Source organism: Streptomyces sp. LMG1-1-1.1, from assembly GCF_040815545.1.
Taxonomy (GTDB): domain Bacteria; phylum Actinomycetota; class Actinomycetes; order Streptomycetales; family Streptomycetaceae; genus Streptomyces.
Map to the genome: position 1 here is coordinate 152,573 of NZ_JBFPNH010000043.1, position 23,136 is coordinate 175,708.

Below are 23,136 nucleotides of genomic sequence, written 5' to 3' on the forward strand. Positions count from 1 at the left end.
AACCGCCGCCGTCGGAGGCGTACGGGGACGCCACCACCCCCACCCCCGCCGTACGCCCCACCACACCCCACGCCGCACGCCCTACGTCCCTCCTGTCACCCATCACTGGGCCTCGACACCCTCCCATATACCCCCCTGGGTATAGACCGCCTTCGGAGTCACGCATGAGCGCCAAGAGCACCGCCCCGTCCATCACCACCGCCCAACTGCGCAAACTCACCGAGGAAGGTCGCGCACCGCGCCTGCTCGACGTACGCACTCCCGCCGAGTTCCGCACCTCCCACATCCCCGGCGCCTACAACGTTCCGCTGCACACCTTGCGCGAGCACCGGGCAGAGCTTCGGTCCCACCTCGACGAGGAGATCGTGCTCGTCTGTCGTTCCGGGGCGCGGGCGTCGCAGGCCGAGCAGGCGCTTGCCGAGGTCGGGCTGCCGAATCTTCGCGTCCTCGACGGCGGCATGAACGCGTGGGAGGCGGCCGACGCGCCCGTGAAGCGGGGGCCCGAGCGCTGGGACATGGAGCGGCAGGTCCGCCTGGTCGCCGGCTCGATCGTGCTCACGACCGGCCTCGTGGGCGTTCTGGTGCCGGGCGCCCACCTCATCGGTACGGCGGTCGGCGCGGGGCTGACGTACGCGGCGCTCAGCAACTCCTGCATGATGGGCGTGCTGCTGGCCAAGCTGCCGTACAACCGGGGCCCCCGTACCGACATCAGCGCGGTGATCGCGGAGCTGCGGAGCGCGGCGTGACCGCCGTCATCGTGGCGGTCTCGCTGCTCATCGGCGTCAGCCTCGGCATCCTCGGCGGCGGCGGGTCGATCCTGACCGTGCCCATCCTGGTCTACCTGGCCGGGCAGGAAACGAAGGAGGCCATCGCCACCTCGCTGTTCGTGGTCGGCGTCACCAGCATCGCCGCGCTGATCCCGCACGCCCGCGCCCACCGGGTGCGGTGGCGGACCGGTCTGCTGTTCGGCGCCTTCAGCATGGCGGGCGCCTACGGCGGCGGACGCCTCGCCGAGTACATCCCCGGCACGGTCCTGCTCGTCGCGTTCGCCCTTATGATGCTCGCCACCGCCGCGGCCATGCTCCGCAAGCCGCGGCCCGGCCGCAAGCGCACCCGACCCGCGCACAAGGACCTCCCTCTCAAGCACATCGCCGTCGAGGGTCTCGTCGTCGGCGCCGTGACCGGTCTCGTCGGATCGGGCGGCGGTTTCCTCGTCGTACCGGCCCTGGCGATCCTCGGCGGGCTGCCGATGGGCATCGCGGTCGGCACCTCGCTCCTGGTCATCGCGATGAAGTCCTTCGCCGGGCTCGCCGGCCACCTGTCCGGTGTGTCGATCGACTGGGGCCTGGCCCTGACCGTGACCGCGGCGGCGGTGATCGGCAGCCTGATCGGCGGCCGACTCGCGGGACGCATACCGCAGGACGCTCTACGCAAGGCTTTCGGCTGGTTCGTCGTCGTCATGGGCGTCTTCGTCCTCGCCCAACAGCTCGACACCTCCGTATGGACCCATCCGGCCACCTGGTCGGCACTCGGGGCCGCCGCAACAGTCAGCGTCGCCGTCCGCCTACTGCGGTACGCGAGGCACGCGCGCGCGGGCTCGGGGCGCCTCCCCCGGCAGCGCCCCCTGCCCGACGGCGGGCCCCGACAGAGCACAGCATCCGAATAGATCACATTCACACCATTTATACCCCTAGGGGTATCATCAGGAGGGGGTGAAGGAGAAGGAGGAGATCCGTGCAGGTCGAAGAAGAAGCAATGAAGCCGGTCCTGAACCGCCTCAGGCGGGCTCAAGGACAGCTGGCCGCCGTGATCGCGATGGTCGAATCCGGCCGCGACTGCAAAGACGTCGTCACCCAGCTCGCCGCCGTCTCCAAAGCCCTGGACCGGGCCGGCTTCAAGATCGTCGCCAGCGGCATGCGCCAGTGCCTCACCGACACCCCCGACGCCCCACCCATGACACAGGACGAGCTGGAGAAACTCTTCCTCGCCCTCGCCTGACCGCCCCTCCCCCGGGTCGACAGCCACCAAGACCTGACGCCTCCCGCCTCCCGACACCCATTCCGACACCCGCCCGCACGCATCACTCCACCCGCCGGACGGAAGCAGCATCCAGCGGACCGGCCGCTCTTCCAGGGCATCCTGTTCGTCCCGCACAACGGGATCGCCTGGGAACACCTGCCTCAGGAACTCGGCTTCGGCTCGGACATGACCTGCTGGCGCCGCCTAGGGCCTGTTGTGAAAGTGCTGGTCACAGGCATTCGAAACGCAGATGCTGGCCAACATCGACGTGTGGCAGGGTGCTCACATGTCCAGCGGCGTATCCCATCCTGTCTTCCGCACGTCCGACCCGGCAGCGGCCCTCGCCACAGCACGTCAGCTCCTCGCGCTGGGCGATCGGGATTATGCCCAGGTATCGGTGGACGTGGAGCTCTGCACGGTTGCGAAGGTGTTGGAACTGCGGCGGTTGCTGCCGGACGCCTGGTTCCGCACGGAGAACGAAGAGTTTCGGGCGAGGGAGTTTGATGCGAAGGCGGGCTTGCGGTGCGACTGGCACGCGGCCGAGCTTTCTGAGGATGCGGATGGCCTCATTGCCCTGCTCCCGCTCTGGGCGTCGATGCTGGACCAGCCAGTCGGCAGCGTCGAGGACGCTTTCACCGCGTTGGTGGGTGCGAGATACGGCTCGATCCACTGGGACCAGGTGATCTGGCCGGCGGTGGATGAGCGCGGGTACGACGGGCGGGTCGAACACGACGGCGTCACCCTGGTCTTCAACTGCGACGACCCTGGAACCGACCGGCAAATCGGGACCCACACCGTATACGTCGACGTCCAGAAGACCGGGGACTCGCAGAGCTACGCTGCCTGGCTGGCTGAGCAGATCGGCCAGGCGGTCATCGGCCCGCCGTACGATTAGGGCCCGTGTGAAAGTGCTGGTCACAGCCATTCGTTGATGGCTGCGACCAGCACAGTCGCCTCGTAGCGGACGGCGAGTTTGTCGTACCTGGTGGCGACGGCGCGGTGGCGCTTGAGGCGGTTGATGCCGCACTCGACCGCATGGCGCTGTTTGTAGTCGTCCTTGTCGAATTTCGGCGGACGTCCGCCGGACGAGCCGCGCTTGAGCCGGGTGCGGACCCGGTCCGCTGGGACCGGGATTGTGGCCGTGATCCCGCGTCTGCGCAGGTAGGACCGGTTGCTCCGGGAGTCGTAGGCCTTGTCGGCCCGCACCCGGTCCGGCCGCTCGCGCGGCCTGCCGAGCCCGACCCGGGGCACCCGGATCGCCTCCAGGACCGGCTCGAACTGCGGGGTCACCTCGCTGCCCTGCCGTGATCACAACGGACAGAGGCTTCTGTCCCTGCTCGACGGCGAGGTGGATTTTGCTGGTCAGCCCGCCGCGGGACCGTCCGAGGCCGTGGTCGGCCGGTTCGATGAAGACGCCTCCGGGCGGCTCCTTCTGGAGGTCCCCCTTTCACGGGCGCCAGCGGCGTGCTGGTGAGCCCGGCAGACGGCGGAGTCAACATTGACGTCCCAGGTGATCAGGCCCTTCGCGTCGGCTTCGGTCTGGAGCTGGGTGAGGATCCGGGCCCAAGTCCCGTCTCGCTGCCAGCGACGGAAAAGGTCGTAGGCCCGGTCCCATGGCCCATAGCGTTCGGGCACATCCCGCCACGGGGCACCCGTGCGGGTCCGCCACCGTATGCCGTCTATCGGCTGCCGCCGCGCCCACACCTGCGGACGGCCCGGCTTGATGCCCGTCGGCAGCAACGACTCAAGCCGGGCCCACTGGCCATTCGTCAGATCACCACGTCCCACAACAGGTGATCATCAATGAACAAGATCCACTTTCGCAACAGACCCTAGCCGAGTGGACCGAGGCCACCGGCATCCCGCTCGGCGTGAAGCCACTGATCGCGCGACGCGGCACCGAACACGGTTCCGGACTCGAAACCCAACGGCGGGTTGCCGAGCGCGCCTTCGCCCACGTGCAGTGGTTCCGCCGCCTACAAGTCCGCTGGGAGATCCGCGACGACCCCACGAAGCCTTCCTGACCCCGGAATGCGCACTCATCCGCTGGCGGCGGCTGACCACATCCCGCCCTGTGCAGCCGACGAGCGGCAGGAGCGCATCACGCCACAGGGAGCGCGCGGCGCCGCGCGTGCTACATCTGCCTGCGGAATATGTCGCCATCCGGCTGCGTGAGGCGGCGGATCCTCTGCACTGTGGTCCCAGGCGCACTGTGTGAGGGCCGCGACAGGGAGGAAGGCGATGTACGGGGACCGAGAGGGATGGGAGCGGGACGGGTTCGCGTCGCACGAGGGTGTGGTCGGCGTGCTGACGGCCGACGGCAGCGAGCCCGGGCCGGTCCGCTTCGACCTGGGCAGCGGCAGCTCGTTCCACGAGTCGATCGACTGGTGGCATTACGACGGGACGTCCCACCGTCCGACGGCGACATCGATGCGGGGCCGGTGCGCGTGCGGCTGGCGCGGCGAGCGGACCTATCCCATCGACTGGGCGAAGGTCCGCCGCGACGACAACCCGGACGCGTACGACACCTCAGGCCCGTACGGCGACTGGACAGCCCACATGGACCAGGTGGCCGACCGTGCGGTCGCCCTGCCCGAAGACCTCACCGGCCTCTTGCACCAGGTGCGCGAGCGGCTCGACCACCTCCTCCTGGAGGAAGACCAACCCGCAGCGGTCCTCAAGGCCGCCGACGAGCTGGAGGACATCGTCGCCTGGGTCGGCCCCACCGCCGCCAGGCTCCTCACCTACGGGCAGGACGAGCCGACACCCGAGATCGCCGCCGCCCTCGGCATGACCGAAACGGCGGCCCGCGCCCGCCTGCTCCACTACGAACACCTGGACCGCTGACCGCGTCCGTTGCGCCGCCTGTCCTCGGATCTCTCCGATCAATCGGCTCTCTCGGACCAGCCGAGGCCCTCGGATCCCTCGGATCCCCCGGATCCCCCGGAGGGTGGTCAGTCGATGCAGAATTCGTTGCCCTCGATGTCCTGCATCGCGATGCACGAGTCGTGGCCGTCGTACAGGAGTTGTACGCGTACGGCTCCGAGTGCGACCACGCGCGTGCACTCGGCTTCGAGGGCGGCGAGGCGCTCGTCACCCACGAGCCCGGTGCCGACCCGCACGTCGAGATGAACGCGGTTCTTGACCACCTTGCCTTCGGGCACGCGCTGGAAGAACAGACGCGGTCCGACACCGGTGGGATCACCGCACGCGAACCACGACCCCCGCTCCTCGGGAGACCGGGATTGCTCGTACGCGTCCCACGTGGCGAAACCCGCCGGTGGCGGCGGAACGACGTACCCCAGCACCTCACACCAGAAGCGAGCGACGCGCTCGGGTTCCGCGCAGTCGAAGGTGACTTGGAACTGCTTGATCGCTGACATCGGCGCACCATAGCAGCGGGTCGCTCGGCCAGTCAGCGGGATATTCGTCCGCCCGACGGTCGTCCGTCAGACGGTGAGTGGGTGGGTGGGTAAGCCGGTGGATGGGTGAGTCCGTGGGTGGGTCAGTCCGTCAGTCGGTGCACCTTGTCGTCGTCCGTCACCTCGTAGACATCGATGCGGAGTGACCGACGGACATGGGCAGGGACGCGTTGGGCGGCTTTCGCCGACGACGTCGCGACGACGAGGGCGTAGCGGATGTGCGGGTCCTCGTCGGTCATACGGCGGAGCAGCCGGCCGTAGGCGATGTCGGCGTCGATGCCCTTCTCGCCGGTACGGCCTTTGGCCTCGCAGATGAGGCGCTCGGGACCGCGTACGGCCTCCAGGTCGGTCCAGCGGTCTGCGGGGTCGGCGGGGGTCCAGCCTTCGGCGAGCAGCCAAGTACGGAAGGCGTCGGTGACGCGGCCCTCGTCGCCGGCGCGTGCCAGGAGCGTACGTAGGGCCGCGAGGTCGGCCTCCGTGTTGCGGCGCAGCCGTCCGCGGTTGTCCGCGTTGAGGTCGGCGGGGCGGATGACGACGAGCCGTAGCCCGTGCGCGGGGATCTCGGAGTCGCGCCGGGCGTCGTACAGGGCGCGCTGTTCGCCACGGTGGACGCCGCTGACCGTCATGCGGTCCGGCTTGTCGAAGTGGGGCATCGGCTGGTCGTGCTGGAGTTCGCGGTACTCGACGACGAGTCGGTGGCCGGGCCAGTACGCGTCGACCGGCAGCCTGGCCTGGCGGCCGCCGGCTCCGGGATCGCCCAACAGCCAGTCGAACTTGTGCTGTGTCAGGGCCACTTCGCCGAGGATCTCGCCGCACAGCCCGACGACGTACGCCTCGTCGCTGTCGTCTCTCGTTCCCATGACCAGGAATCCTGTCACGCCACGCCGTCAAGTGCCCCGGGGTCGGACAATTCACCCTGCGTCTTGGCCATGTCCGTTTTCCTCGGCGGGAGTTCAGGACGTCGGCCGCCTGGCGCAGGTGTCCAGAACATCCTGGCGGCGGCCTGCGGGCCGGGGGCAAGGACGCGAGGGCTGGGTGGCATGCGGGGAGCGTGCGGAGCTCGGGAGCGTGCGCTTCCTGGTAGCCGGCCCAGCCGCTCTGGGCTTTGCGGCCTTCGCGGCGGCTTGTGCCTCGGTCACACCGGTGTCCCCCTCCGAGGCCTGGGCGTCCTCCCAGGTCCGCTGGCCGGCGGCGCCACCTCGCGGCAGGTGTCGGCCAGGATGCCGTTGGGACTCCTGCGCTGATCCAGGGTGGTGGCGGCGCCCGCGTCGATCCCGTATCCGTAGCCGTTGGCGCCGGCAACGTCGCCGAGGCCGTTGACGAGGGTGTCGTCGATGCCGGCAGCGGCCGGTGACTTCTGTGAGCCCATTGGCCTCTTCCAGCAGCTTCACCCGATCCGCGAAGCGGGGTAGGGGCGCGTCCAGCTGGCCTCTCAACCCACGGGCAGGCGTGAGCCGCGTCTCACCGGCGTGGGCGCGCTTGCTATGCACCTCGTTGCATAGCAAGATCCGGCACATGGCGCTCGACCACGCGATCCTCGTGTCCCTCCTCGAGAAGCCCGGGTCCGGCTACGAGCTGGCTCGGCGCTTCGAGCGGTCCATCGGGTACTTCTGGACGGCGACTCATCAGCAGATCTACCGCGTGCTCAAGCGCATGGAGCAGGACGGGTGGATCGATGTGCGGGAGGTGCCGCAGCAGGGGCGACCGGACAAGAAGGAGTACTCCGTGGCCGGGCGGGGGCGGGAGGCGCTCTCGGCGTGGTTGCAGGAGCCGATCGAGCCCGAGAGCGTGCGGCATGACCTCGCGGTGAAGATCCGGGGTGCCGCGTTCGACGATCCGGCGGCCCTGATCGGTGAGGTGGAGCGGCACCGGTCGGCGCATGCGGGGCGTCTCGCGCACTACCGCGCCGGCGAGGTGCGGGACTTCGGGGAGGAGCCGGGAGACGGTCCGCTGGACGCCGAGCGGGAGCTTCAGCACGTCGTGTTGCGGGGCGGGATCGCGTACGAGCAGATGATGATCACCTGGCTCGACGACGTCCTCGCCACGCTCGACCGATTCCGCACCGTGCGGTGAGGAGGGCTGTGTCCGCCGCCGTACGGTCACGCCCACGACCACGGCCGTGCCTGGCTCGCACCTCACCCGCGCCTGCGCCCGCGCCCGCATCCGCCTCGCGGCCTCCGCACTACGAGTTCCGGCCTGCCCCGTAAGTCCAACTGCACGACGACCACTCGCGCCACGAACCACCAGCACCACACACCACCAGCATCACGTCCGTACGACCGGCATCTCCGTACGGCCGTGTGCGGCACCACCACCCTCATCCCTAGCCGGAAAGGCGGACGTCATGGCCGACGCGCTGCTGTTCAACCCGCACACCTACGACCCCGCGCACTTCGACCCGGAGACGCGCAGGCTGCTGCGCGCGACCGTGGACTGGTTCGAGGCGCGGGGGAAGCGCCGGATCATCGAGGACTACCGGACGCGGGCGTGGCTGGGTGACTTCCTGGCCTTCGCGGCCGAGGAGGGGTTGTTCGCGACGTTCCTCACGCCGTCCGCCGATGCGGGCGTGGAGGGGGGCGAGGGCGAGGGCGAGGGCGACAAGCGGTGGGACACCGCTCGTATCGCCGCGCTCAACGAGATCCTCGGTTTCTACGGGCTCGACTACTGGTACGCCTGGCAGGTGACCATTCTCGGACTCGGTCCGGTGTGGCAGAGCGGGAACGCCGCCGCGCGCGCCCGTGCGGCCGAACTCCTGGAGCAGGGCGAGGTGTTCGCCTTCGGTCTGTCCGAGAAGTCGCATGGCGCGGACATCTATTCCACGGACATGCTGTTGGAGCCCGACGGTGAGGGCGGCTTCCGGGCGACGGGGTCCAAGTACTACATCGGGAACGGCAACGCGGCCGGGCTCGTGTCCGTCTTCGGGCGCCGGACGGATGTCGAGGGCCCGGAGGGTTACGTCTTCTTCGCGGCCGACAGCCGTCACCCGGCGTACCACCTGGTGAAGAACGTCGTCGACTCGTCGAAGTACGTGAGCGAGTTCCGGCTGGAGGAGTACCCGGTCGCCGCCGAGGACGTCCTGCACGCCGGGCGTGCCGCGTTCGACGCCGCGCTGAACACGGTGAACGTCGGCAAGTTCAACCTGTGCACCGCTTCGATCGGCATCTGCGAGCACGCGATGTACGAGGCCGTCACGCACGCGCAGAACCGCATCCTGTACGGGCGGCCGGTCACCGCGTTCCCGCATGTGCGGCGGGAGTTGACCGACGCGTACGTGCGGTTGGTCGGGATGAAGCTGTTCAGCGACCGGGCCGTGGACTACTTCCGGACCGCGGGTCCCGACGACCGGCGATACCTGCTCTTCAACCCGATGACGAAGATGAAGGTGACCACGGAGGGCGAGAAGGTCATCGACCTGATGTGGGACGTCATCGCGGCCAAGGGCTTCGAGAAGGACAACTACTTCGCCCAGGCGGCGGTGGAGATCCGTGGTCTGCCGAAGCTGGAGGGCACGGTCCACGTCAACCTGGCGCTGATCCTGAAGTTCATGCGCAACCATCTGCTCGACCCGGTGGCGTACGAGCCGGTTCCGACGCGGCTGGACGCGGCCGACGACACGTTCCTCTTCCGGCAGGGTCCGGCGCGGGGCCTGGGTTCGGTCCGCTTCCACGACTGGCGGGCGGCCTACGACGCGTACGCGCACCTGTCCAACGTCGCCCGATTCCGCGAACAGGCCGACGCACTCTGCGAGTTCGTCCTCAAGGCGGCGCCCGACGAGCAGCAGAGCCGCGACCTCGATCTGCTCCTCGCCGTCGGTCAGCTCTTCGCGCTCGTCGTCCACGGGCAGCTGGTCCTGGAGCAGGCCGCGCTCACCGCTCTGGACGAAGACGTGCTCGACGAGCTCTTCGCCGTCCTCGTCCGTGACTTCTCCGCGCACGCGATCGAACTGCACGGGAAGGACTCCGCTACCGAGCAGCAGCAGCTCTGGGCGCTGGGCGCCGTCCGCCGCCCCGTCGTCGACGAGGCGCGGTCGGGGCGTGTGTGGCAGCGCGTCGAGGCGCTGTCGGGTACGTACGAGATGGCGCCGTGAGCGTCGATGTCGGCTGATTGAGGGCTCCCTCTCCGACCGGCGCCGTCCCCCTGGAGGCGGTCCCTGGCTGAGGGACTCCCCCTCCGACCGGCCCCGCCCGTCTGAAGGCAGTCCCTGGCTCACGGCTCCCCTCCGACCGGCGCCTCCCCCTGGAGGCGGTCCGATCGGAGGGGCAGGCCGGCCCGAGGGCGTACCCGTGGGCGTACGAGGTTCGTCGTCGCGACGCAGGTGGCGAGGAACTCGTCGACACCGTCGAGCGCCACCTCGTCCGGCAGGGCAGCGGGGCCGTCGAGAGTGAGCTGGGCGTGGTACGGGTGCACCGCGATCTTCTGGAGTTGGTGTCGGGCCACGGCGCCACAGGTGCGGGGCGACTGCGACGCACCCCCACCACGTCCAGCAGCCGCGGCCGGGGCCCGAGTCCTCCAGCGCGTCCAGCAGTTCCCGGGTCGACGCGGCCGGCCAGTCCACCTGTACCTCGCGCGCGTGTGTGGCCCGGCCGGGGCGCCTCGGGCGCGACCCTGGCCGTGACGGCCGGCCCCGCGGCGACAATGGCGGCCCAGCAGCGGCGCGCCCCTCACCGGGGTGAAGGAGACCCGTGACCGGTACTACAGGCTGAGCGCGTCCTCGGCGTTGTCCATCCACGCGGTGACGGAGTTGTCGTCGGAGACGTTCAGGCCGGGCGTCGAGGCCTTGAGCGGCACCTGCGTCAGGTCGGACTCCGTGTTCATCGTCATGGCGATCGACGAGACGGTCTTGCTCTTGGGGGTCTTCAGACCGCCCATGAGTCCCGCGTAGGCGGACTGGCCCGGGGCGAGCCGGATCGCGTCCTCGATGCCGGGGGCGGTGCCGCGCTCGGTGGCCTGCCCGTCGAGGTCGCCGAAGGTCACGATGGGGTGGCCGAGCACCCGGCAGGGCTTGCCGGTCTTGTTGGTGATCTTCAGCAGGTAGCTGCTGGTCGTGGGCTCGGCGAGGTTCGCGGTGAACGTCACGTCGTAGGTGCTGCAGGGGAAGACGTCGTAGTCCGGATCCGTCGTCGGCTTGCTCGGCTTGCCCGGCTTGCCCGGCTTGGCGGGCTTGGCGGGCGGCGGCGTCGACTTGGCCGGCTTCGACGTCTTGGCGGGTGCGGAAGGCGTCGAGGGCGTCGACGGTTCGGCCGTCGCGGACGGGGAGGCCGAGCCGGTGGGGGCCGCGGTGGGTACGTCGGTGCCGCCCGCGGCACCGTCCTCGGAGGGACCGCAGGCGGTCAAGGCCAGCGCGGACGCGGCGACGAGGACGACGGCGGCTCTGCGAACGGTGCTCATGGCGGTGCTCCCCCCGATGTCAGCGCACTGACCGCGCTGTGGTGAAGACCAGGTTCGCGCGCGTGCTTCACGGTTCGGTGACGGCGTCTTACCGAATTCACCACGGTTCGCCCCAGGAATTCCAAAAGGCCCCCGGCCTGCGCATCCGCCGGCGGGGCTCGGTGAGCAGCTCCGCCAGACGGTCGGCGAACTGCGTGAGCCAGTCCAGCCGGGGACCGCTCCGGACGGCGCGAAAGCCGTGGTGGCGGCCCCAGTAGGCGGCCTTCACGGCGTGGAACTGGGACCATCGCTGGACGCGTTCGCGGTCGAGTTCCGCGGCTTCGGCGAAGACGTCCAGGGCGCGGTGGACGGCCTCGCGCAGGTCGTCCGCGGCAAGGAGGGCCAGGGCGCGGGACTTCAGGAGGGTGCCGCCGTCGTAGGCGGGGTCCCCCGCGTATCCCTTGGGGTCGACGGCCAGCCAGGGCTCGCGGTCGGCGCGCAGGATGTTGCGGGCGTGGAGGTCGCCGTGGAGGAGGGTGTCAGGCTGACTGCGGCCCAGTTCTCGGACGGTCGCCAGGGCGGCTTGCAGTACCCGGTCCGGTACGGCATGGGGCAGCTCGTCGGCGTTCCCACGCAGATGTTCCTCCCATGCGTCGGCCTGTCGGCTCAGGCGAGGCAGGCCGGGCGGTGCGGGGATGGCGAGGCGGTGATTGAGCCGTCCGGCGACCGCGACCACCTCGTCGCCGTCTTCGATCTCCGCCAGGGTCGTCGGTCGGACCCGCTCGAGGAGCATGGCGAACCGTGCGTCGTCACGCTCGATCAGGTGGACGGCGCCGCGGCCGCCCCAGGCCGCGAACGCGTCCGGCTCGTGGACGTTGCCGGGGTGCGGGAACGACACCTTGATGACGGCGCTCTCCCCGGCCCCTCCTCGTACCGGAACGACGACGCCGACGCCGCCGTGCATGACCTCGCCGTCCGGCGTACAGCCCCACCGCTCAAGCAGCGTCTCCACGATCCCGGGCAGCTCGCCGAGCCATGCCGCTCCGGCCTCCCCCTCGCGTTCGATCGCTGATCAGCATGAACAGCGCGTCCTCGGAGGGGTCGTCGATGCGGTCGCCGTTCTCGCTTTCAGCGCCGTAGTACTGAGACCCCATTGTCTCTCAACGCCGCTCGCGGTCGGCATGGCATGAGGAACCGACAACTCAGGACGGTCATAACCATTCGCCGATCGCGGCGATCAGGATGATGGGCTCGAAGCGGACCGCCAGCTTGTCGAACCGCATGGCCACCGCCCGATTGCGCTTGAGCCGGTTGATCCCGCACTCGACCGCATGCCGAGCCTTGTTGGCCTCGCGGTCGAAATCCGGAGGCCGCCCGCCGACCTTGCCGCGTCGCTTGCGGTTCGCGGCCTGGTCAGCAGGCTCCGGGACCGTGCACCGGATCCCCCGCTTTCGCAGGTAGGCCCGGTTAGCCCGGGACGACGGCCAGGTCCGGTGCGCGGCACCCGGATGCCTTCCAGGACGGCGCGAACTTAGGACTGTCACCACGCTGACCTGCGGTGACCAGCAACGACAGCGGCGGAAGAGCCCATAGACCGTCTGCCACGGCCCGTACTCCGACGGCAGATCCCTCCACGGAGTCCCGGTCCGCACCCGCCATCGGATCCCGTCGATCAGCCTCCGCCGCCCCACCGCCGGCCTGTCCCGCATCGCCACCGGCAGCATCGGCTCCAGCACGGCCCACTGACCGTCAGGAAGATCCCCTCGCCCCACACCACGATCATCACGGCGCAGAGCGAACGACGAAACCCACTTCTAAAGCATGGCCAAAACTTGTCTTTTAACGTCCGGAGTCGAGCGTGCCTCGAACATGAGTGGTGCTCGGATGCTGCTAAATCAGGAGGCCGACCCATCGGAGGCATCTTCTGCATGGGTTGCAATGGCTCTTGTCCGGCTGTCGAACAAGTTTCGGAGGGTTTCCTGGATGCCTTCGCGATCCATTTGAGCCTCCTGCGCCAGAAGCAGACGGGCTCCCGCTTCGACCTCAGCCCATGCCAGTCGGCTGCGCCGGTTTTCGGCTCGTCTGACATCGCTGCGGAGGAAGCCCACCCCTGCTGAGAGTCCGGCGGAGACAAGGGCCAGCACCGCCGCAGGAACACGGGCATCTGGGGAGGCAAGCCCGGCAGCTCCGGAGAGGCCAGCAAGCACGGCAGCGGGAAAGCCCAGCGCAACGTCGATGACGCCCCAAAAACGCACGCGTTGGTGGGCAGCGCGTTCTCGACGCTCCGCTTCAGTAAGCAGGCGTTCGACTTCGGCCCGAACAGGCGTCACGTGTCCCTGCGAGTCATCTTGATGCTGCGTGTCGTGTCCAGCCACGAGCCCAAGGATCCCACCGACGCATCCGCGATCGATGACAAGCCGACCCGTCTATCCGGTGCGGCGTGGTTTCGTGCCGACCTTGTGGTGGGCGGGACGGCTGAATGCCTCGCCGGCGGCGAGGACTCTGCCCACGTCGTGACGGGTGGCTGGGCGGCGGTTCTTCGAGCCCGGCGGCCGGCGCCGGGTCCGGGACGCGATGGTTTCGGTGCGCTGGCCGGGGAGCCGGTCTTCGCGTGGAGGTTTCTGAACCCTCTGCGGACGCGGGCGGGTGTCAGTTTGCCCGGGGTGGAGGGCGCCTCTTGCGGAGGCGGACCTTCCAGGGCTGGCCGGGCGGTGGGCTGCTTGGGTGCTCGGCCGGTCGTCTGCTCGGTTGGCTGGCGGGGCGGCCTCCTCAGCCGGGTGGCTGGCTGGCGAGCGAGCCAGGACGTGTCCGGCCGATCATGTGACTACTCCGCAGCGGTGACAGGCCGCTGCCGCCCGCTGTCCCCTGATCGTCTGGCCGTGGGGCCCGGATCAGTCTCCGGTGAAGCCCCAGAAGCACAGTTCTGCCGGGCGTCCCGAGTCTTCGTAAACGATCGTGCAGCAGCCGGAGCCGCGGTCGAACGGAGGGAACCAGCCGTCTCCGGCCCGCTTCAGGGCCTGTGCGACGACCTCTCGTCCGGGCTGCATCGTCCCGAACAGTTCGACGACTTCCGCCGTCTCGACCATCCTCACGTCACCAGGTTCCTCCATGTGTTCCTGGCAACGGACCACGCGCTCGACGTCCAGCACGGAATGCGCCGGCTCCTCCTCCAGCCAACCGCTCGCCGTCAGTGCTGCCAGCGTCTCGATTCCTTCTTCCCGGTAGTACTCGGCCTCCCGGGCGAAGACCGTCTCGCGAAGGTCGTTCAGGGCATCCTGCTCGCTGTACTGGAAAGGCGTGAAGTACGACCATCTGCTCGCTCCCATGTCCGCGAATCCTACTGATGGCCTGCGACAGCAGCCTTGGGCGCGTCACCGCAGCCTGATCGCCCGGGCAGGGCCTGGCGAACGTGCCCGGTGCACGGTCGCGCGGGAGGTTGTCGCCGTGACGCCAGTCCGCAATACCGCCCATACGCCGCTTCGTTCGGTCGACGTGCGGCTGGGGGCAGCGGCGCGGACGGGTGCAGGGCTGTGGGGAGGCCGTCCGCCGACGCGGGTGGACGGGGTGGAGGGAGGGACGCCACGGGCGTGGCCGTGGAGTGTACGGCGCTGAGGGTCGATCTGGCCGCGCCGCTGCCGTACGGGGCGCGGGCGCGTGTCGCGTGTCGCGTGTCGCGTGTCGCGTAAGACGTCTCGGTCGCCGTTCCTGCCCGTGTCGAACCGGAGGGGTGCCTCGTGTCGAACCGGAGGGGTGGTGCCTTCGCGCCGCACGAACTGGAACGCGCGCTGGGCGGACCCTCGATGGCGGCGATGCTGCGCAGCTTTGTTGCGCGGCTATGTGCGGGACCACTGGCATGGAAGCGCCACCACTGAGGACTTCAATCGCCACCGCCGAGGGCTTCAAACGGGCGGCGCAGACGGTGACGACGGAGGGCCTCCGACCGTTCTGGGCGGAGCATCGGATCCTGTGACGACGACGACGACGGCGGCGGCGGAGGGCCTCCGACCGTTCTGGGCGGAGCATCGGATCCTGTGACGACGACGACGACGGCGGCGGCGGGCCCGGCTCGGGGAGCACGTCGACCGTGCGCGGGTGAGGGCCGTCGAAATTCGATGGGGCGAGGCCGTGGGCGTGGGGGACAATGCGCGCGATGATCTCCCGTGCAGAAGCGTTTCTTGCCGCCGTCGAACCCTTGTCACACGCCGCCCGGCTCCGATACACCGCCGTCACGGCACGCCGGTTGGCGGCCACCGGTGGACTTCGGCCCCTGCTGTCGGACCTTGACGGGCTCGGGCCGTACGAGCGCCGCCTCGCGGCGTTGGCGGCTCTGACCGCCGGGGAGGCCGCGTATCTGGCGGCTCGGCTCGGCGATCCCGACCCGGTGGTGCGGCGGTATGCGCTGCGCGGTGCCCGGCGGCTCGCGGTCCCGGACACGGCCGTCGAGGCGGCGTACGACGACGCTCCCGCGGTGGTACGCGCGGACCTCGCGCGCCTGCTGCGCGACGGGCGGCGGAGCGGGCTCGCCGAGCGGCTGGTGGTCCGGGTGCGGGCCGAGTACGGCGAGCGGGACGCGGCGCGCCTGCTGCCGGGCTGCTCAACGGAGTTCACCGCGCGGCTGCTGCCGGACCTCGGCGGGGCGCTCGCGTTCGAGGACTGGAGCACGGTGGCCGTGCGCCATCCCGTCGCCGTCCTCGACCATGTGGAACGGGAACTCGCGGACCTTCCCCGGCGGTTGCGCGATGCCTGGTGGAGGCGGCACGCCACCGGAATCGCCGCCGCCCTGCCCACCGCGCCGGCGCGTGTGGTCGACCTGCTGGAGCGGTACGGCCCCGACAACCTGCCCGGTCCGGTCCACGACCGGCTGGGCCTGCTGGTCTCGGCGGACGCCGAGCGGGTCGCCCGCTGGATCACCGACCCCCGTCGGGCGGCGGCGCGGTGGGAGCGGACACCCGGCCGGTCGGTGATGCGACAGCTGGTGGCGGCGGATCCGCGGTCCCTGCCCGGGGTCGGGGCCCGCTGGTTCCACCGGGAGGCCTTCGGCGTCCTGCTTCGGTCGGTGCCACCGGCGCGCCGGGCGGATTTCGTGGACGCCGTCATCGCCGCGGGTGGCCCGCGCAACCCTCTGCACGCGCACGAGCAGACCCTCGCCCCGCTGCCGGCCGCCGAGCGCCACGCCCGTGCCCGTACGGCGATCGGGAAGATCCGCGCCGAACGCCACTCCGGCTGGGACCTCTGGGGCCTGCTCTCCCTCCTGCCGCCCGCCGAGGCACGCCCCGAGCTGCTGGCAGCCCTCGGCAGCGCCGACGCCGACGAGCGCGGCACGATCTGGGACCGGCTGGTCGTCAACGCCGGCCTCACTCGTGATCCCCGAGAGGTCGCGGAGGTCCTCTCGCTGGCCGCCGGGCGGCTGACGAACGACCGCGATTCCGTACGCGGGGAGATGCTCTCCGCCGTCGCCGCGCTGCCTACGGCTCTGCTCGTGGCGGGCTCGGGCCCAGGAGCAGGAGCAGGTGCGGATGCGGGTGCTGGGGGTGGGTGTGCAGCGGCCTCGGGGGGTGGTACGTCCTCCGGGGGTGGTACGTCCTCCGGGGGCCGTGCCGGGCACGCGTCCGAGGCCATGCCCGAAGCGGCGCCCGAAGCCATGTTCCTATCTCTGGAAAAGCTGTGCCTGGAGGCCCTCCGGGCCCGGGACTGCTCTTCCGGGACCCGGGCCACAATCCGAAGTCTGGCCGTATCTCTGCTCGCCGGCTGCCCGGAGGGAGCTCCGGCCGACGGCGTCGGGGGTGCGGCCGCGCGCCGGATGGCCGTACGCGTGCTGGAGGCTCTGACGGCGCATACCGGAGTGGTGGACCTCGGGCGTCTGGGCGGCGTCCTGCGCGGACGTGAGACGCGGGCCGTGGTGGACCTCGGGCGTCTGGGCGGCGTCCTGCGCGGACGTGAGACGCGGGCCGTGGTGGACGCGCTCGGCCCGTGGCTGGACCGGGCGGCGGTGCGGGGCGACTTCGTGCCCCTGCTCGGGCTGGTCAGGTCGTGCGGACACCACGCGTACCGGATCTCGGAGCTCCAGGACCGCCTCGAACAGGCGTTGCGAGACTGTCCGGATGGCGTTTTCGGGGAGGTCGCCGCAGCCTGGCTGGCCGACCGGGCGACCCGTGGCGACCGCGTGGCCGCGCTGGTGGCGTGGGAGCCGTCCGCCGTCTTCGTGGCTCCCGTTCTCGCCGTAGTGGCGGCGGAGCGAACCGACCTTCTGGATCACGCGACGGTCGAACTGCCGCCCTCCGGCGGTCGGTTCCCGGTGTCCGGCACGGCCCGGCCACTGCCTCCCTTCCGGTACGCGGACCGGTGGGTGCCCCGGCAGCAGGAGGCGGCGGTGCGGCTGGCCGCAGCCGTCGTCAGCGATCCCGGACGGGGGGTCGACGAGCGTGCCGCGCTGCTTCGCGCGGTGGCGCCGGTGCCGGTGCACGGGCGGGCGCTGCTCCGGCGGTACACCGCTTCCCCACAGGCCACCAGGGGGCACGAGGGCACGGCGGGGTCCGGCACGGCACGCTCGTCGGAGTCCGCCACCGCGCCTTCGCCGGAGTCCGCCATGCCTTCGCCGGAGTCCGCCGTGCCCTCGTCGGAGTCCGCCACCGCGTCTTCCTCGGAGTCCACCGTGCCGTCGTCGGATTCCGCCGCGCCCCTGTCGGGGTCCCCCGCCGACCCTGGCGAGTCCGCTCTGACGGCGGCCGCTCTGGACGCGGCAGCCCACACCGACGATCCGGCTTCGGCGCTCGGAACCCTGCTCGACCATGCCGGCGACGACCGGGCGGCCGCTGCCTGGTCCGCCGCGGCGCGTGCCGCCGCTCATGCCCGGCCCGCGCAGGTGGCGGCCTTGCTCCGTGATGTCCTGACCCGCGAGAGCGGTGTGAAGGTGACGGTCAGGAAAGCGGCTGTCCGGCTCGCCGCGCACCATCTTCCCCAGGGAGCCGCTACGGCGCTCCTTTCGGCCGTGGGCCGCACGCCTGGCCTCCACCCGGACGTGTACGCCACCGTCGTCGGGCTGGCGGCGACGCTGCTGCCGGCCGAGGAGATGTGGGCGCTGCTGGAGTCGGCGGTCGCCGACGGGCCTGATGCGGCCCGGCGCGCGATCCTCGACCCGGATCCGGCGGATCTGGCGCCGGCCGACCGGCCGCGATACGGGGAGCTGGTCGCCCGTTTGCCGTTCGTCGCCGAGGAGCAGACGGCGGGGCAGGCCCTGTTCGGCCTTCGGGACTGGGCGCAGTACACGCCGGCGGCGGGCGCGGCGCTGGCTGACGTCTATACCGACCTCGACTCGCCGCTGAACACATGGCAGGCGAGCTACGGGCTGACCACGCTGGCCCAGTCCGAGCTGCCCCATCCGACGGCCGGCGTGGGACCCGGCAGCCTCCTGGGCGACGTCGTGGACCGGCTGCTGGAGCTCGTCGCGGCGGGCGAACCCGAAGGCGGCGGGCGCGGTGGTGATCTCCCGGCGCGTCGTCGCCTGCACTCCCTCGTGGACTCGTCCTTCCGGGACCCCCGGCTCTGCGCGGTCCTGGCCCGCCGGTTGGCATCCGAACCGGCCGTCATCGCGACCCGTATCGCTCTCCTCGTCCGGGCCGTCGATCTTGCATCCCCCGAAACCGAACTCCTGCGATCAGTCCGCGAGTTGACTGCTGCCATCGAGGGCCGTCCCGTCCTCGCGGTCCGAGTGGCCGAGGATCTGGAGGAGGCTCACCGGTACGGCGCCGCTCTCGCCGACCCCTCCCCCGCCCTCGCCGTGGTCCGCGCTCTCGCCGGGGACGGCGGCATCGTGGAGGGCCTGCTGGCCGTCGCTCTCGCAGCGACCGTCGGGGCCCGCCAGGGTTGGCCGGACGCCTGCCGCGAGGTCGTGGTCGCCTTGCGCCGCCACGCGGATCAGGAGGTCCGGGAAGCGGCATACGCCACGGAGCTGAGCTGAGCGGCACCGAGTTGAGCTGAGCTGTGAAGTCGAGGCGTGCCCGCGCCCCGTGGGCACGCTGTACGCGCTTCCACGCGCCCCCTCACTCTCGGGGAGGGCCTGCCTGAAAGGCCCTCTTGCGGGGCATACCGTCCTTCTTCGTGATCACTCCCGTATACGAGAAGGATGGTGCTGTGCCCGCATTCAGGAAACCCCTCACCACGATCGCCTCCGCCACCGCCCTCGCCGTGGGCCTCGGACTCGGCACTGCGGCGCCGGCGCACGCCGCGAGCTGCCCTTCGTCCGCCAAGCCGACCATCAGGGGCGCCAAGGCCGAATGGGTGCTGAGCTGCTCCCGGGGCACCCTCAAGGTGTACGGGTGGGTCGAGGACACGCTCCCGGACGGGCACAGCGCGCTCGTCGACGTGTGGCCGGGAGGCGGGCACCACTGGAAGCTCGTGACGGCGGACGGGGTGGGTGAGAGGACCAACTTCGATTTCGAGTTCCCCGGGACGACGTCGGCGTCCGTGACGCTGCGGCTCAGCCGCTGATCGGAGCGTCCTGCGTGGGCGGGGCGGCGCGGCGGAGCGTGCGGATCGCCGGGGTCGCGAGGAGGGCCGCGCAGCCCGCCAGGCAGGTGCCTGCGGAGAGCAGGAGGAAGCGCTGCGGGGAGAGGAGGGCGGTGGCCGGTCCGGCGATGATCTGGCCGAGGGCGATACCGGAGACGGAGCCTGCCAGTTCGTAGGCGGTGACCCGGTTGAGTACGGCGGGTGGGGTGTGGGTCTGCACGCTGGTGGCCCACATGACCGACCAGAAGGCGAGGCCGCCGCCGCCGAGGGCGTGGCCCGCCAGGAGCCCTGGGAGTCCGGCACCGAGCGCCACGGACAGGGGCAGCGCGGTGTAGAGCGCCATGGCCACGGCGCCTGCGGCCAGGGGCCGGACGGGGTGGACGCGCAGGGCGAGCAGTCCGCCGAGCACGGTGCCGACGCCGAGGAAGGAGACGGCGAGGCCGTAGACGTCGGGGCCGAGCCTGTCCCCGATGAGTGCCGAACTGAGGGGGACGAGCGGGCCGAAGATCAGTACGCCGTACGCCACCCAGATGAGGATGACCGCCCACATCCAGGTGCGGGCCCGGAACTCGTGCCAGCCCTGGCGCAGGTCGCGGCGGAGTGAGCCGAGCTTCGGAGCGGCGGGGTCGACGTCGGCGTCGGTGACGGTGACGGTGTCCGAGGGGGCGCGGGCGGGGGTGAGGCGGATGAGCGCCAGGCACAGGGCGCTGAGCAGGAAGGTGCCGGCGTCGATCGCGTACACGGTCCCGGCGTTGGTCAGGGCGATGAGGAGTCCGGCCAGGGCGGGGCCGAGCAGGTGGGCGAGGGCGTCGGCCACCTTGAGCGTGGCGTTGGCCCGCTGGGGGTCGTGGGCGACCAGCGGCACCATGCCGTTGACGCCCGGCAGAAACATCGCGACGGCCGCGCCCGCCACCGCTGCCATGGTCACGAGCAGCCAGAACGGCGGCGGCCCCGCGAAGAACGCCACGGCGAGCACGCCCTGCGTGAGCACCCTGACCAGGTCCGCGGCGACCATCATGCGGCGCGCGCCGAAGCGGTCGGCGAACACTCCGCCGAACAGGACCAGGAGGACGAACGTCCCGGTCCAGACGCCGAGGACGAGGCCGACTCCGGAGATCCCGTAGAGCGCGCCGACCGCCAGGGCGGCGGCCACGGGCATCATCGCGTCGCCGACGAGCGAGACCGTGCGGGCGGTGAAGTAGAGCGTGAAGCGGCGGTCCCACAAGGGGGGCCTGACGGGCGGTGGACTGCCTGGCGCGGTGCCGGGTGGGGTACTTGGCGCGGTGGCGGGTGCGATGCCGGGTGCGGTACTTGGCGCGGTGGCGGGTGCGATGCCGGGTGCGGTACTTGACGCGGTGCCGGGTGCGATGCCGGGCGGGGTACTCGGCGCGGTGGCGGGCCGGTCGCAGGAGGGGGCGGCGGGACGATTACCGGAGGGATCGCCGGGTGGGGCGCCGGACGGACCGGCGGCCCGGTCGCCGGGCGAGTCGTCGCGATGCGGGGACGGCTGGGGCTGATCGTGCGTGGTGGTCACGGCTCGCCATCCTGGTCTACACCAATCGACCGTCCCCAGTGTCCGGAACGACATGATGGGGTACTTTCGCGCCATGACGCCTCGTCCGTTGCCGAAGCCCCCGGCGCCGCACCGGGTGGTGGCCCTGTTGCAGTCCCCGCAGGAGACCTTCCCGCTGGCCTGTGCGGCGGAGGTGTTCGGTGATCACGGCCCGGCGATCCCGGTGCGCTACGCGTTCGAGGTCTGCGCCGAGCGTCCGGGGCCGGTACGCACCCAGGCCGGGTACGACATGTTGGTCACGGCGGGCCTGGACGCGTTGGAGCGCGCGGACACGGTGGTGGTCCCGGGTCGGCAGCGGCCGGCCGGCAGCGGGGTGCCGCCGGCGGTGGTCGCGGCGGTCCGCAGGGCGCATCGGCGGGGCGCGCGGATCGTCGGCATCTCGTCGGGCGCGTTCGTGCTCGCCGCCGCCGGACTCCTCGACGAACGGAGGGCGGCCACCCACTGGGCGCAGGCAGCCGAGTTGGCCGCGCTGTTCCCGCGTGTGCGGGTCGACGCGGGGGTGCTGTACGTGGACCACGGCGACGTCGCCACGAGTGCCGGATCGGCGGCCGGCGTGGACCTCTGCCTGCACCTGGTGCGCACCGACCACGGCGCCGCGTACGCGATGCGCATCGCCCGCCAGATGGTGATGCCGCCGCACCGCGAGGGCTGCCAGTTGCAGTACGCCGAGCTGCCCACCTCCGGACCGGTCGCCGACTCCCTGGCCCCGCTCCTGGAGTGGCTGGGCGGCCGGCTCGACCAGCCGGTCAGCGTCGCCGACATGGCGGTCCGGTGCCAGGTCTCGCCCCGCACCCTCACCCGGCGCTTCACCGAGCAGCTGGGCATCAGTCCCGGGCGCTGGCTGCTCGACCGGCGGCTCGCCGCCACCCGGGCCCTCCTGGAGGAGACCGACCTCCCCGTGGAGACCATCGCCCGCCGGGTCGGCCTCTCCTCGGCCGTCAACCTCCGCCGGCGCTTCCACGAGGCGCTGCGCACCACGCCCGCCGCCTACCGGCGCACGTTCCGCGCGGACGAGGCCGGATAGGCGGGCCGGGGGCTCCTCGGGGGCTTGCTCGGGCGGGCCTCCTCGGACGGTTCGCCGGGCGGTCCGGGAGCCGGGGTCGATTGTCAGTGGTGGATGAGACGGTAGGGGTATCAAGTCGGGAACGGGATGAGGGGGATTCGCCATGTCCGGAAACCAGAACTACATCAACCACGTTGCTCTCGTTTTGGACGCCAGTTCGTCGATGTCGCACCTGAGCCGCAAGGTCGTCGACGTGGCCGATCAGCAGATCGAGTACCTCGCCCGCCGTTCGCGGGAATTGGACCAGGAAACCCGTGTCACGGTGTACGTGTTCGCGGACACGGTGGAATGCGTCATCTACGACAAGGACGTGCTGCGCATGCCGTCCCTGAAGCAGCTTTACCGCGTCGGCGGCATGACGTCGCTGCTGGCGGCGGCACTGAAGTCGCAGCGCGAGCTGGCGGCGACGGCCCAGTTGTACGGCGACCACAGCTTCCTGACCTTCGTGCTGACCGACGGTCAGGAGAACGCGAGCCACCGCTGCCCGGATTCTCCCGCCCGGAATGCGAGCGCCTTGGTCAAGGCCGTCTCCACGATGATCGAGAACCAGCAGGACAATTGGACGCTGGCCGTCCTCGTGCCGGACCAGATGGGAAAGCGGGAGGCCATGCAGTGCGGTTTCCCGAAGGAGAACGTCGCCGTCTGGGACGCCACGAGCACGCAGGGCCTGGAAGAGGCCGGACAGGTCATTCGGGAGGCGACCGAGAAATTCATGGTCGGCCGTACGAAGGGCATCCGCGGATCGCGGGCGGTGTTCTCCGCGGGCGCGGAGGCGGTCAACAAGGACACCATCAAGGCCGCCGGTCTCACCCCGGCCGAGCAGTCCGCGTACCAGCTGATCCCGGTCGCCCGTGACGCGGCGATCCGGGAGTGGGTCGTCGAGAGCGGGCACACCTACCGCACCGGTTGCGCCTTCTACCAGCTGAGCAAGTCGGAGAAGGTCCAGGCGCGGAAGCAGATCGCGGTCCTGGAGAAGAAGACGGCCCGGGTGTACACGGGGCCCGAGGCCCGGGCCCTGCTCGGCCTCCCGGACGTGGAGGTGCGCGTCAAGCCGGACCACAACGACGACTTCACGATCTTCGTGCAGAGCACCAGCGTGAACCGCAAGCTCGTCCCGAACACGCAGCTCCTCCTCATGACCTGATGTCCCCAAATCCCCTGCGGGCCCCGGCGCTTCGGCGTCCGGG

22 protein-coding genes and 3 pseudogenes are annotated in these 23,136 nt (G+C 70.9%); 13 read left to right on the forward strand and 12 right to left on the reverse strand.

The annotated features are described in order from the left end of the window. The first annotated feature begins 164 nt into the window (after positions 1 to 164). The 5 genes and pseudogenes from MRBLMG1_RS24750 (at position 165) to MRBLMG1_RS24770 (ending at position 2,914) form a co-directional block, all read left to right on the forward strand. Positions 165 to 746 (forward strand): rhodanese-like domain-containing protein, encoded by a 582-nt coding sequence (locus tag MRBLMG1_RS24750; protein ID WP_367826301.1) that lies wholly within the window; start codon positions 165 to 167, stop codon positions 744 to 746. Beyond that, a complete protein-coding gene (locus MRBLMG1_RS24755; RefSeq protein ID WP_367826302.1) occupies positions 743 to 1,666 on the forward strand; it encodes a sulfite exporter TauE/SafE family protein in 924 nt (307 codons plus the stop codon). The genes MRBLMG1_RS24750 and MRBLMG1_RS24755 overlap by 4 nt, the downstream gene beginning before the upstream one ends. Before the next feature lie 89 nt (positions 1,667 to 1,755). Beyond that, positions 1,756 to 1,998, forward strand: coding sequence for a metal-sensitive transcriptional regulator (locus MRBLMG1_RS24760; RefSeq protein ID WP_414721645.1), 243 nt, complete (start codon positions 1,756 to 1,758; stop codon positions 1,996 to 1,998). A gap of 87 nt (positions 1,999 to 2,085) precedes the next feature. After that, positions 2,086 to 2,226 (forward strand): annotated as a pseudogene (locus tag MRBLMG1_RS24765) (transposase); the annotation flags it as partial. Between the two features lie 43 nt (positions 2,227 to 2,269). After that, positions 2,270 to 2,914, forward strand: a complete 645-nt coding sequence (locus MRBLMG1_RS24770) for a hypothetical protein (protein WP_367826304.1) — start codon at positions 2,270 to 2,272, stop codon at positions 2,912 to 2,914. A gap of 20 nt (positions 2,915 to 2,934) precedes the next feature. On the opposite strand, the pseudogene MRBLMG1_RS24775 reads toward MRBLMG1_RS24770, so the two are convergent. Next, positions 2,935 to 3,807 (reverse strand): annotated as a pseudogene (locus MRBLMG1_RS24775) (IS5 family transposase). Positions 3,808 to 3,812: 5 nt separating this feature from the next. Between MRBLMG1_RS24775 and MRBLMG1_RS24780 the strand changes: the two are divergent. Together MRBLMG1_RS24780 and MRBLMG1_RS24785 are read left to right on the forward strand one after the other, a co-directional pair. Beyond that, a complete protein-coding gene (locus tag MRBLMG1_RS24780; RefSeq protein WP_367826305.1) occupies positions 3,813 to 4,043 on the forward strand; it encodes a hypothetical protein in 231 nt (76 codons plus the stop codon). Between the two features lie 217 nt (positions 4,044 to 4,260). Then, the gene (locus MRBLMG1_RS24785; protein WP_367826306.1) at positions 4,261 to 4,866 is read left to right on the forward strand and encodes a hypothetical protein; all 606 of its coding nucleotides are present in this window, start codon (positions 4,261 to 4,263) and stop codon (positions 4,864 to 4,866) included. A 107-nt stretch (positions 4,867 to 4,973) separates the two neighbouring features. On the opposite strand, the gene MRBLMG1_RS24790 is transcribed toward MRBLMG1_RS24785, so the two are convergent. The 3 genes from MRBLMG1_RS24790 to MRBLMG1_RS24800 all read right to left on the reverse strand — a co-directional run bounded on the left by MRBLMG1_RS24790 (position 4,974) and on the right by MRBLMG1_RS24800 (position 6,810). Further along, positions 4,974 to 5,402 carry a VOC family protein gene (locus MRBLMG1_RS24790; RefSeq protein WP_367826307.1) on the reverse strand — a complete coding sequence of 143 codons (429 nt, stop codon included), beginning with the start codon at positions 5,400 to 5,402 and terminating at the stop codon, positions 4,974 to 4,976. Positions 5,403 to 5,524: 122 nt separating this feature from the next. After that, positions 5,525 to 6,301 carry a hypothetical protein gene (locus tag MRBLMG1_RS24795; RefSeq protein WP_367826308.1) on the reverse strand — a complete coding sequence of 259 codons (777 nt, stop codon included), beginning with the start codon at positions 6,299 to 6,301 and terminating at the stop codon, positions 5,525 to 5,527. 275 nt (positions 6,302 to 6,576) lie between these two features. After that, positions 6,577 to 6,810 carry a hypothetical protein gene (locus tag MRBLMG1_RS24800; protein WP_367826309.1) on the reverse strand — a complete coding sequence of 78 codons (234 nt, stop codon included), beginning with the start codon at positions 6,808 to 6,810 and terminating at the stop codon, positions 6,577 to 6,579. Between the two features lie 146 nt (positions 6,811 to 6,956). Between MRBLMG1_RS24800 and MRBLMG1_RS24805 the strand changes: the two genes are divergently transcribed. Continuing rightward, entirely contained in the window at positions 6,957 to 7,514 is a 558-nt protein-coding gene (locus tag MRBLMG1_RS24805) for a PadR family transcriptional regulator (RefSeq protein WP_367826310.1), read from the forward strand. Between the two features lie 271 nt (positions 7,515 to 7,785). After that, entirely contained in the window at positions 7,786 to 9,528 is a 1,743-nt protein-coding gene (locus MRBLMG1_RS24810) for an acyl-CoA dehydrogenase family protein (protein ID WP_367826311.1), read from the forward strand. A 119-nt stretch (positions 9,529 to 9,647) separates the two neighbouring features. On the opposite strand, the gene MRBLMG1_RS24815 is transcribed toward MRBLMG1_RS24810, so the two are convergent. The 7 genes and pseudogenes from MRBLMG1_RS24815 to MRBLMG1_RS24850 form a co-directional block, all read right to left on the reverse strand. After that, entirely contained in the window at positions 9,648 to 9,878 is a 231-nt protein-coding gene (locus tag MRBLMG1_RS24815; RefSeq protein WP_367826312.1) for a hypothetical protein, read from the reverse strand. Positions 9,879 to 10,133: 255 nt separating this feature from the next. Then, positions 10,134 to 10,829, reverse strand: a complete 696-nt coding sequence (locus MRBLMG1_RS24820) for a DUF4232 domain-containing protein (RefSeq protein WP_367826313.1) — start codon at positions 10,827 to 10,829, stop codon at positions 10,134 to 10,136. 97 nt (positions 10,830 to 10,926) lie between these two features. After that, on the reverse strand, positions 10,927 to 11,820 hold the full coding sequence (locus MRBLMG1_RS24825; protein WP_367826314.1) for an aminoglycoside phosphotransferase family protein: 894 nt from the start codon (positions 11,818 to 11,820) through the stop codon (positions 10,927 to 10,929). Positions 11,821 to 12,019: 199 nt separating this feature from the next. Continuing rightward, entirely contained in the window at positions 12,020 to 12,580 is a 561-nt protein-coding gene (locus tag MRBLMG1_RS37395; protein ID WP_414721640.1) for a transposase, read from the reverse strand. Positions 12,581 to 12,703: 123 nt separating this feature from the next. Further along, positions 12,704 to 13,183, reverse strand: coding sequence for a hypothetical protein (locus MRBLMG1_RS24840; protein ID WP_367826315.1), 480 nt, complete (start codon positions 13,181 to 13,183; stop codon positions 12,704 to 12,706). Between the two features lie 51 nt (positions 13,184 to 13,234). After that, positions 13,235 to 13,491: pseudogene (locus tag MRBLMG1_RS24845) on the reverse strand (transposase); the annotation flags it as partial. 208 nt (positions 13,492 to 13,699) lie between these two features. Next, a complete protein-coding gene (locus MRBLMG1_RS24850; protein WP_367826316.1) occupies positions 13,700 to 14,134 on the reverse strand; it encodes a hypothetical protein in 435 nt (144 codons plus the stop codon). Between the two features lie 824 nt (positions 14,135 to 14,958). Between MRBLMG1_RS24850 and MRBLMG1_RS24855 the strand changes: the two genes are divergently transcribed. Together MRBLMG1_RS24855 and MRBLMG1_RS24860 are read left to right on the forward strand one after the other, a co-directional pair. Then, entirely contained in the window at positions 14,959 to 18,765 is a 3,807-nt protein-coding gene (locus tag MRBLMG1_RS24855; RefSeq protein ID WP_367826317.1) for a hypothetical protein, read from the forward strand. A 173-nt stretch (positions 18,766 to 18,938) separates the two neighbouring features. Further along, positions 18,939 to 19,295, forward strand: a complete 357-nt coding sequence (locus MRBLMG1_RS24860; protein WP_367826318.1) for a hypothetical protein — start codon at positions 18,939 to 18,941, stop codon at positions 19,293 to 19,295. On the opposite strand, the gene MRBLMG1_RS24865 is transcribed toward MRBLMG1_RS24860, so the two are convergent. Next, on the reverse strand, positions 19,285 to 20,538 hold the full coding sequence (locus tag MRBLMG1_RS24865) for an MFS transporter (protein ID WP_367826319.1): 1,254 nt from the start codon (positions 20,536 to 20,538) through the stop codon (positions 19,285 to 19,287). The two genes, MRBLMG1_RS24860 and MRBLMG1_RS24865, sit on opposite strands and share 11 nt — an antisense overlap. 382 nt (positions 20,539 to 20,920) lie before the next feature. Between MRBLMG1_RS24865 and MRBLMG1_RS24870 the strand changes: the two genes are divergently transcribed. Continuing rightward, complete coding sequence (locus MRBLMG1_RS24870) at positions 20,921 to 21,910, forward strand: GlxA family transcriptional regulator (protein ID WP_367826320.1); 990 nt, start codon at positions 20,921 to 20,923, stop codon at positions 21,908 to 21,910. 142 nt (positions 21,911 to 22,052) lie between these two features. Further along, positions 22,053 to 23,093, forward strand: coding sequence for a vWA domain-containing protein (locus tag MRBLMG1_RS24875; protein ID WP_367826321.1), 1,041 nt, complete (start codon positions 22,053 to 22,055; stop codon positions 23,091 to 23,093). Positions 23,094 to 23,136: the final 43 nt, after the last annotated feature.

Excerpts from the sequence above, each read along its gene's own strand:
- MRBLMG1_RS24750 (WP_367826301.1), top strand. The coding sequence starts at position 165 with ATGAGCGCCAAGAGCACCGCCCCGTCCATCACCACCGCCCAACTGCGC.
- MRBLMG1_RS24760 (WP_414721645.1), top strand. The coding sequence starts at position 1,756 with ATGAAGCCGGTCCTGAACCGCCTCAGGCGGGCTCAAGGACAGCTGGCC.
- MRBLMG1_RS24770 (WP_367826304.1), top strand. The coding sequence starts at position 2,270 with ATGCTGGCCAACATCGACGTGTGGCAGGGTGCTCACATGTCCAGCGGC.
- MRBLMG1_RS24785 (WP_367826306.1), top strand. The coding sequence starts at position 4,261 with ATGTACGGGGACCGAGAGGGATGGGAGCGGGACGGGTTCGCGTCGCAC.
- MRBLMG1_RS24790 (WP_367826307.1), bottom strand. The coding sequence starts at position 5,402 with ATGTCAGCGATCAAGCAGTTCCAAGTCACCTTCGACTGCGCGGAACCC.
- MRBLMG1_RS24795 (WP_367826308.1), bottom strand. The coding sequence starts at position 6,301 with ATGGGAACGAGAGACGACAGCGACGAGGCGTACGTCGTCGGGCTGTGC.
- MRBLMG1_RS24800 (WP_367826309.1), bottom strand. The coding sequence starts at position 6,810 with ATGGGCTCACAGAAGTCACCGGCCGCTGCCGGCATCGACGACACCCTC.
- MRBLMG1_RS24805 (WP_367826310.1), top strand. The coding sequence starts at position 6,957 with ATGGCGCTCGACCACGCGATCCTCGTGTCCCTCCTCGAGAAGCCCGGG.
- MRBLMG1_RS24810 (WP_367826311.1), top strand. The coding sequence starts at position 7,786 with ATGGCCGACGCGCTGCTGTTCAACCCGCACACCTACGACCCCGCGCAC.
- MRBLMG1_RS24820 (WP_367826313.1), bottom strand. The coding sequence starts at position 10,829 with ATGAGCACCGTTCGCAGAGCCGCCGTCGTCCTCGTCGCCGCGTCCGCG.
- MRBLMG1_RS24850 (WP_367826316.1), bottom strand. The coding sequence starts at position 14,134 with ATGGGAGCGAGCAGATGGTCGTACTTCACGCCTTTCCAGTACAGCGAG.
- MRBLMG1_RS24855 (WP_367826317.1), top strand. The coding sequence starts at position 14,959 with ATGATCTCCCGTGCAGAAGCGTTTCTTGCCGCCGTCGAACCCTTGTCA.
- MRBLMG1_RS24870 (WP_367826320.1), top strand. The coding sequence starts at position 20,921 with ATGACGCCTCGTCCGTTGCCGAAGCCCCCGGCGCCGCACCGGGTGGTG.
- MRBLMG1_RS24875 (WP_367826321.1), top strand. The coding sequence starts at position 22,053 with ATGTCCGGAAACCAGAACTACATCAACCACGTTGCTCTCGTTTTGGAC.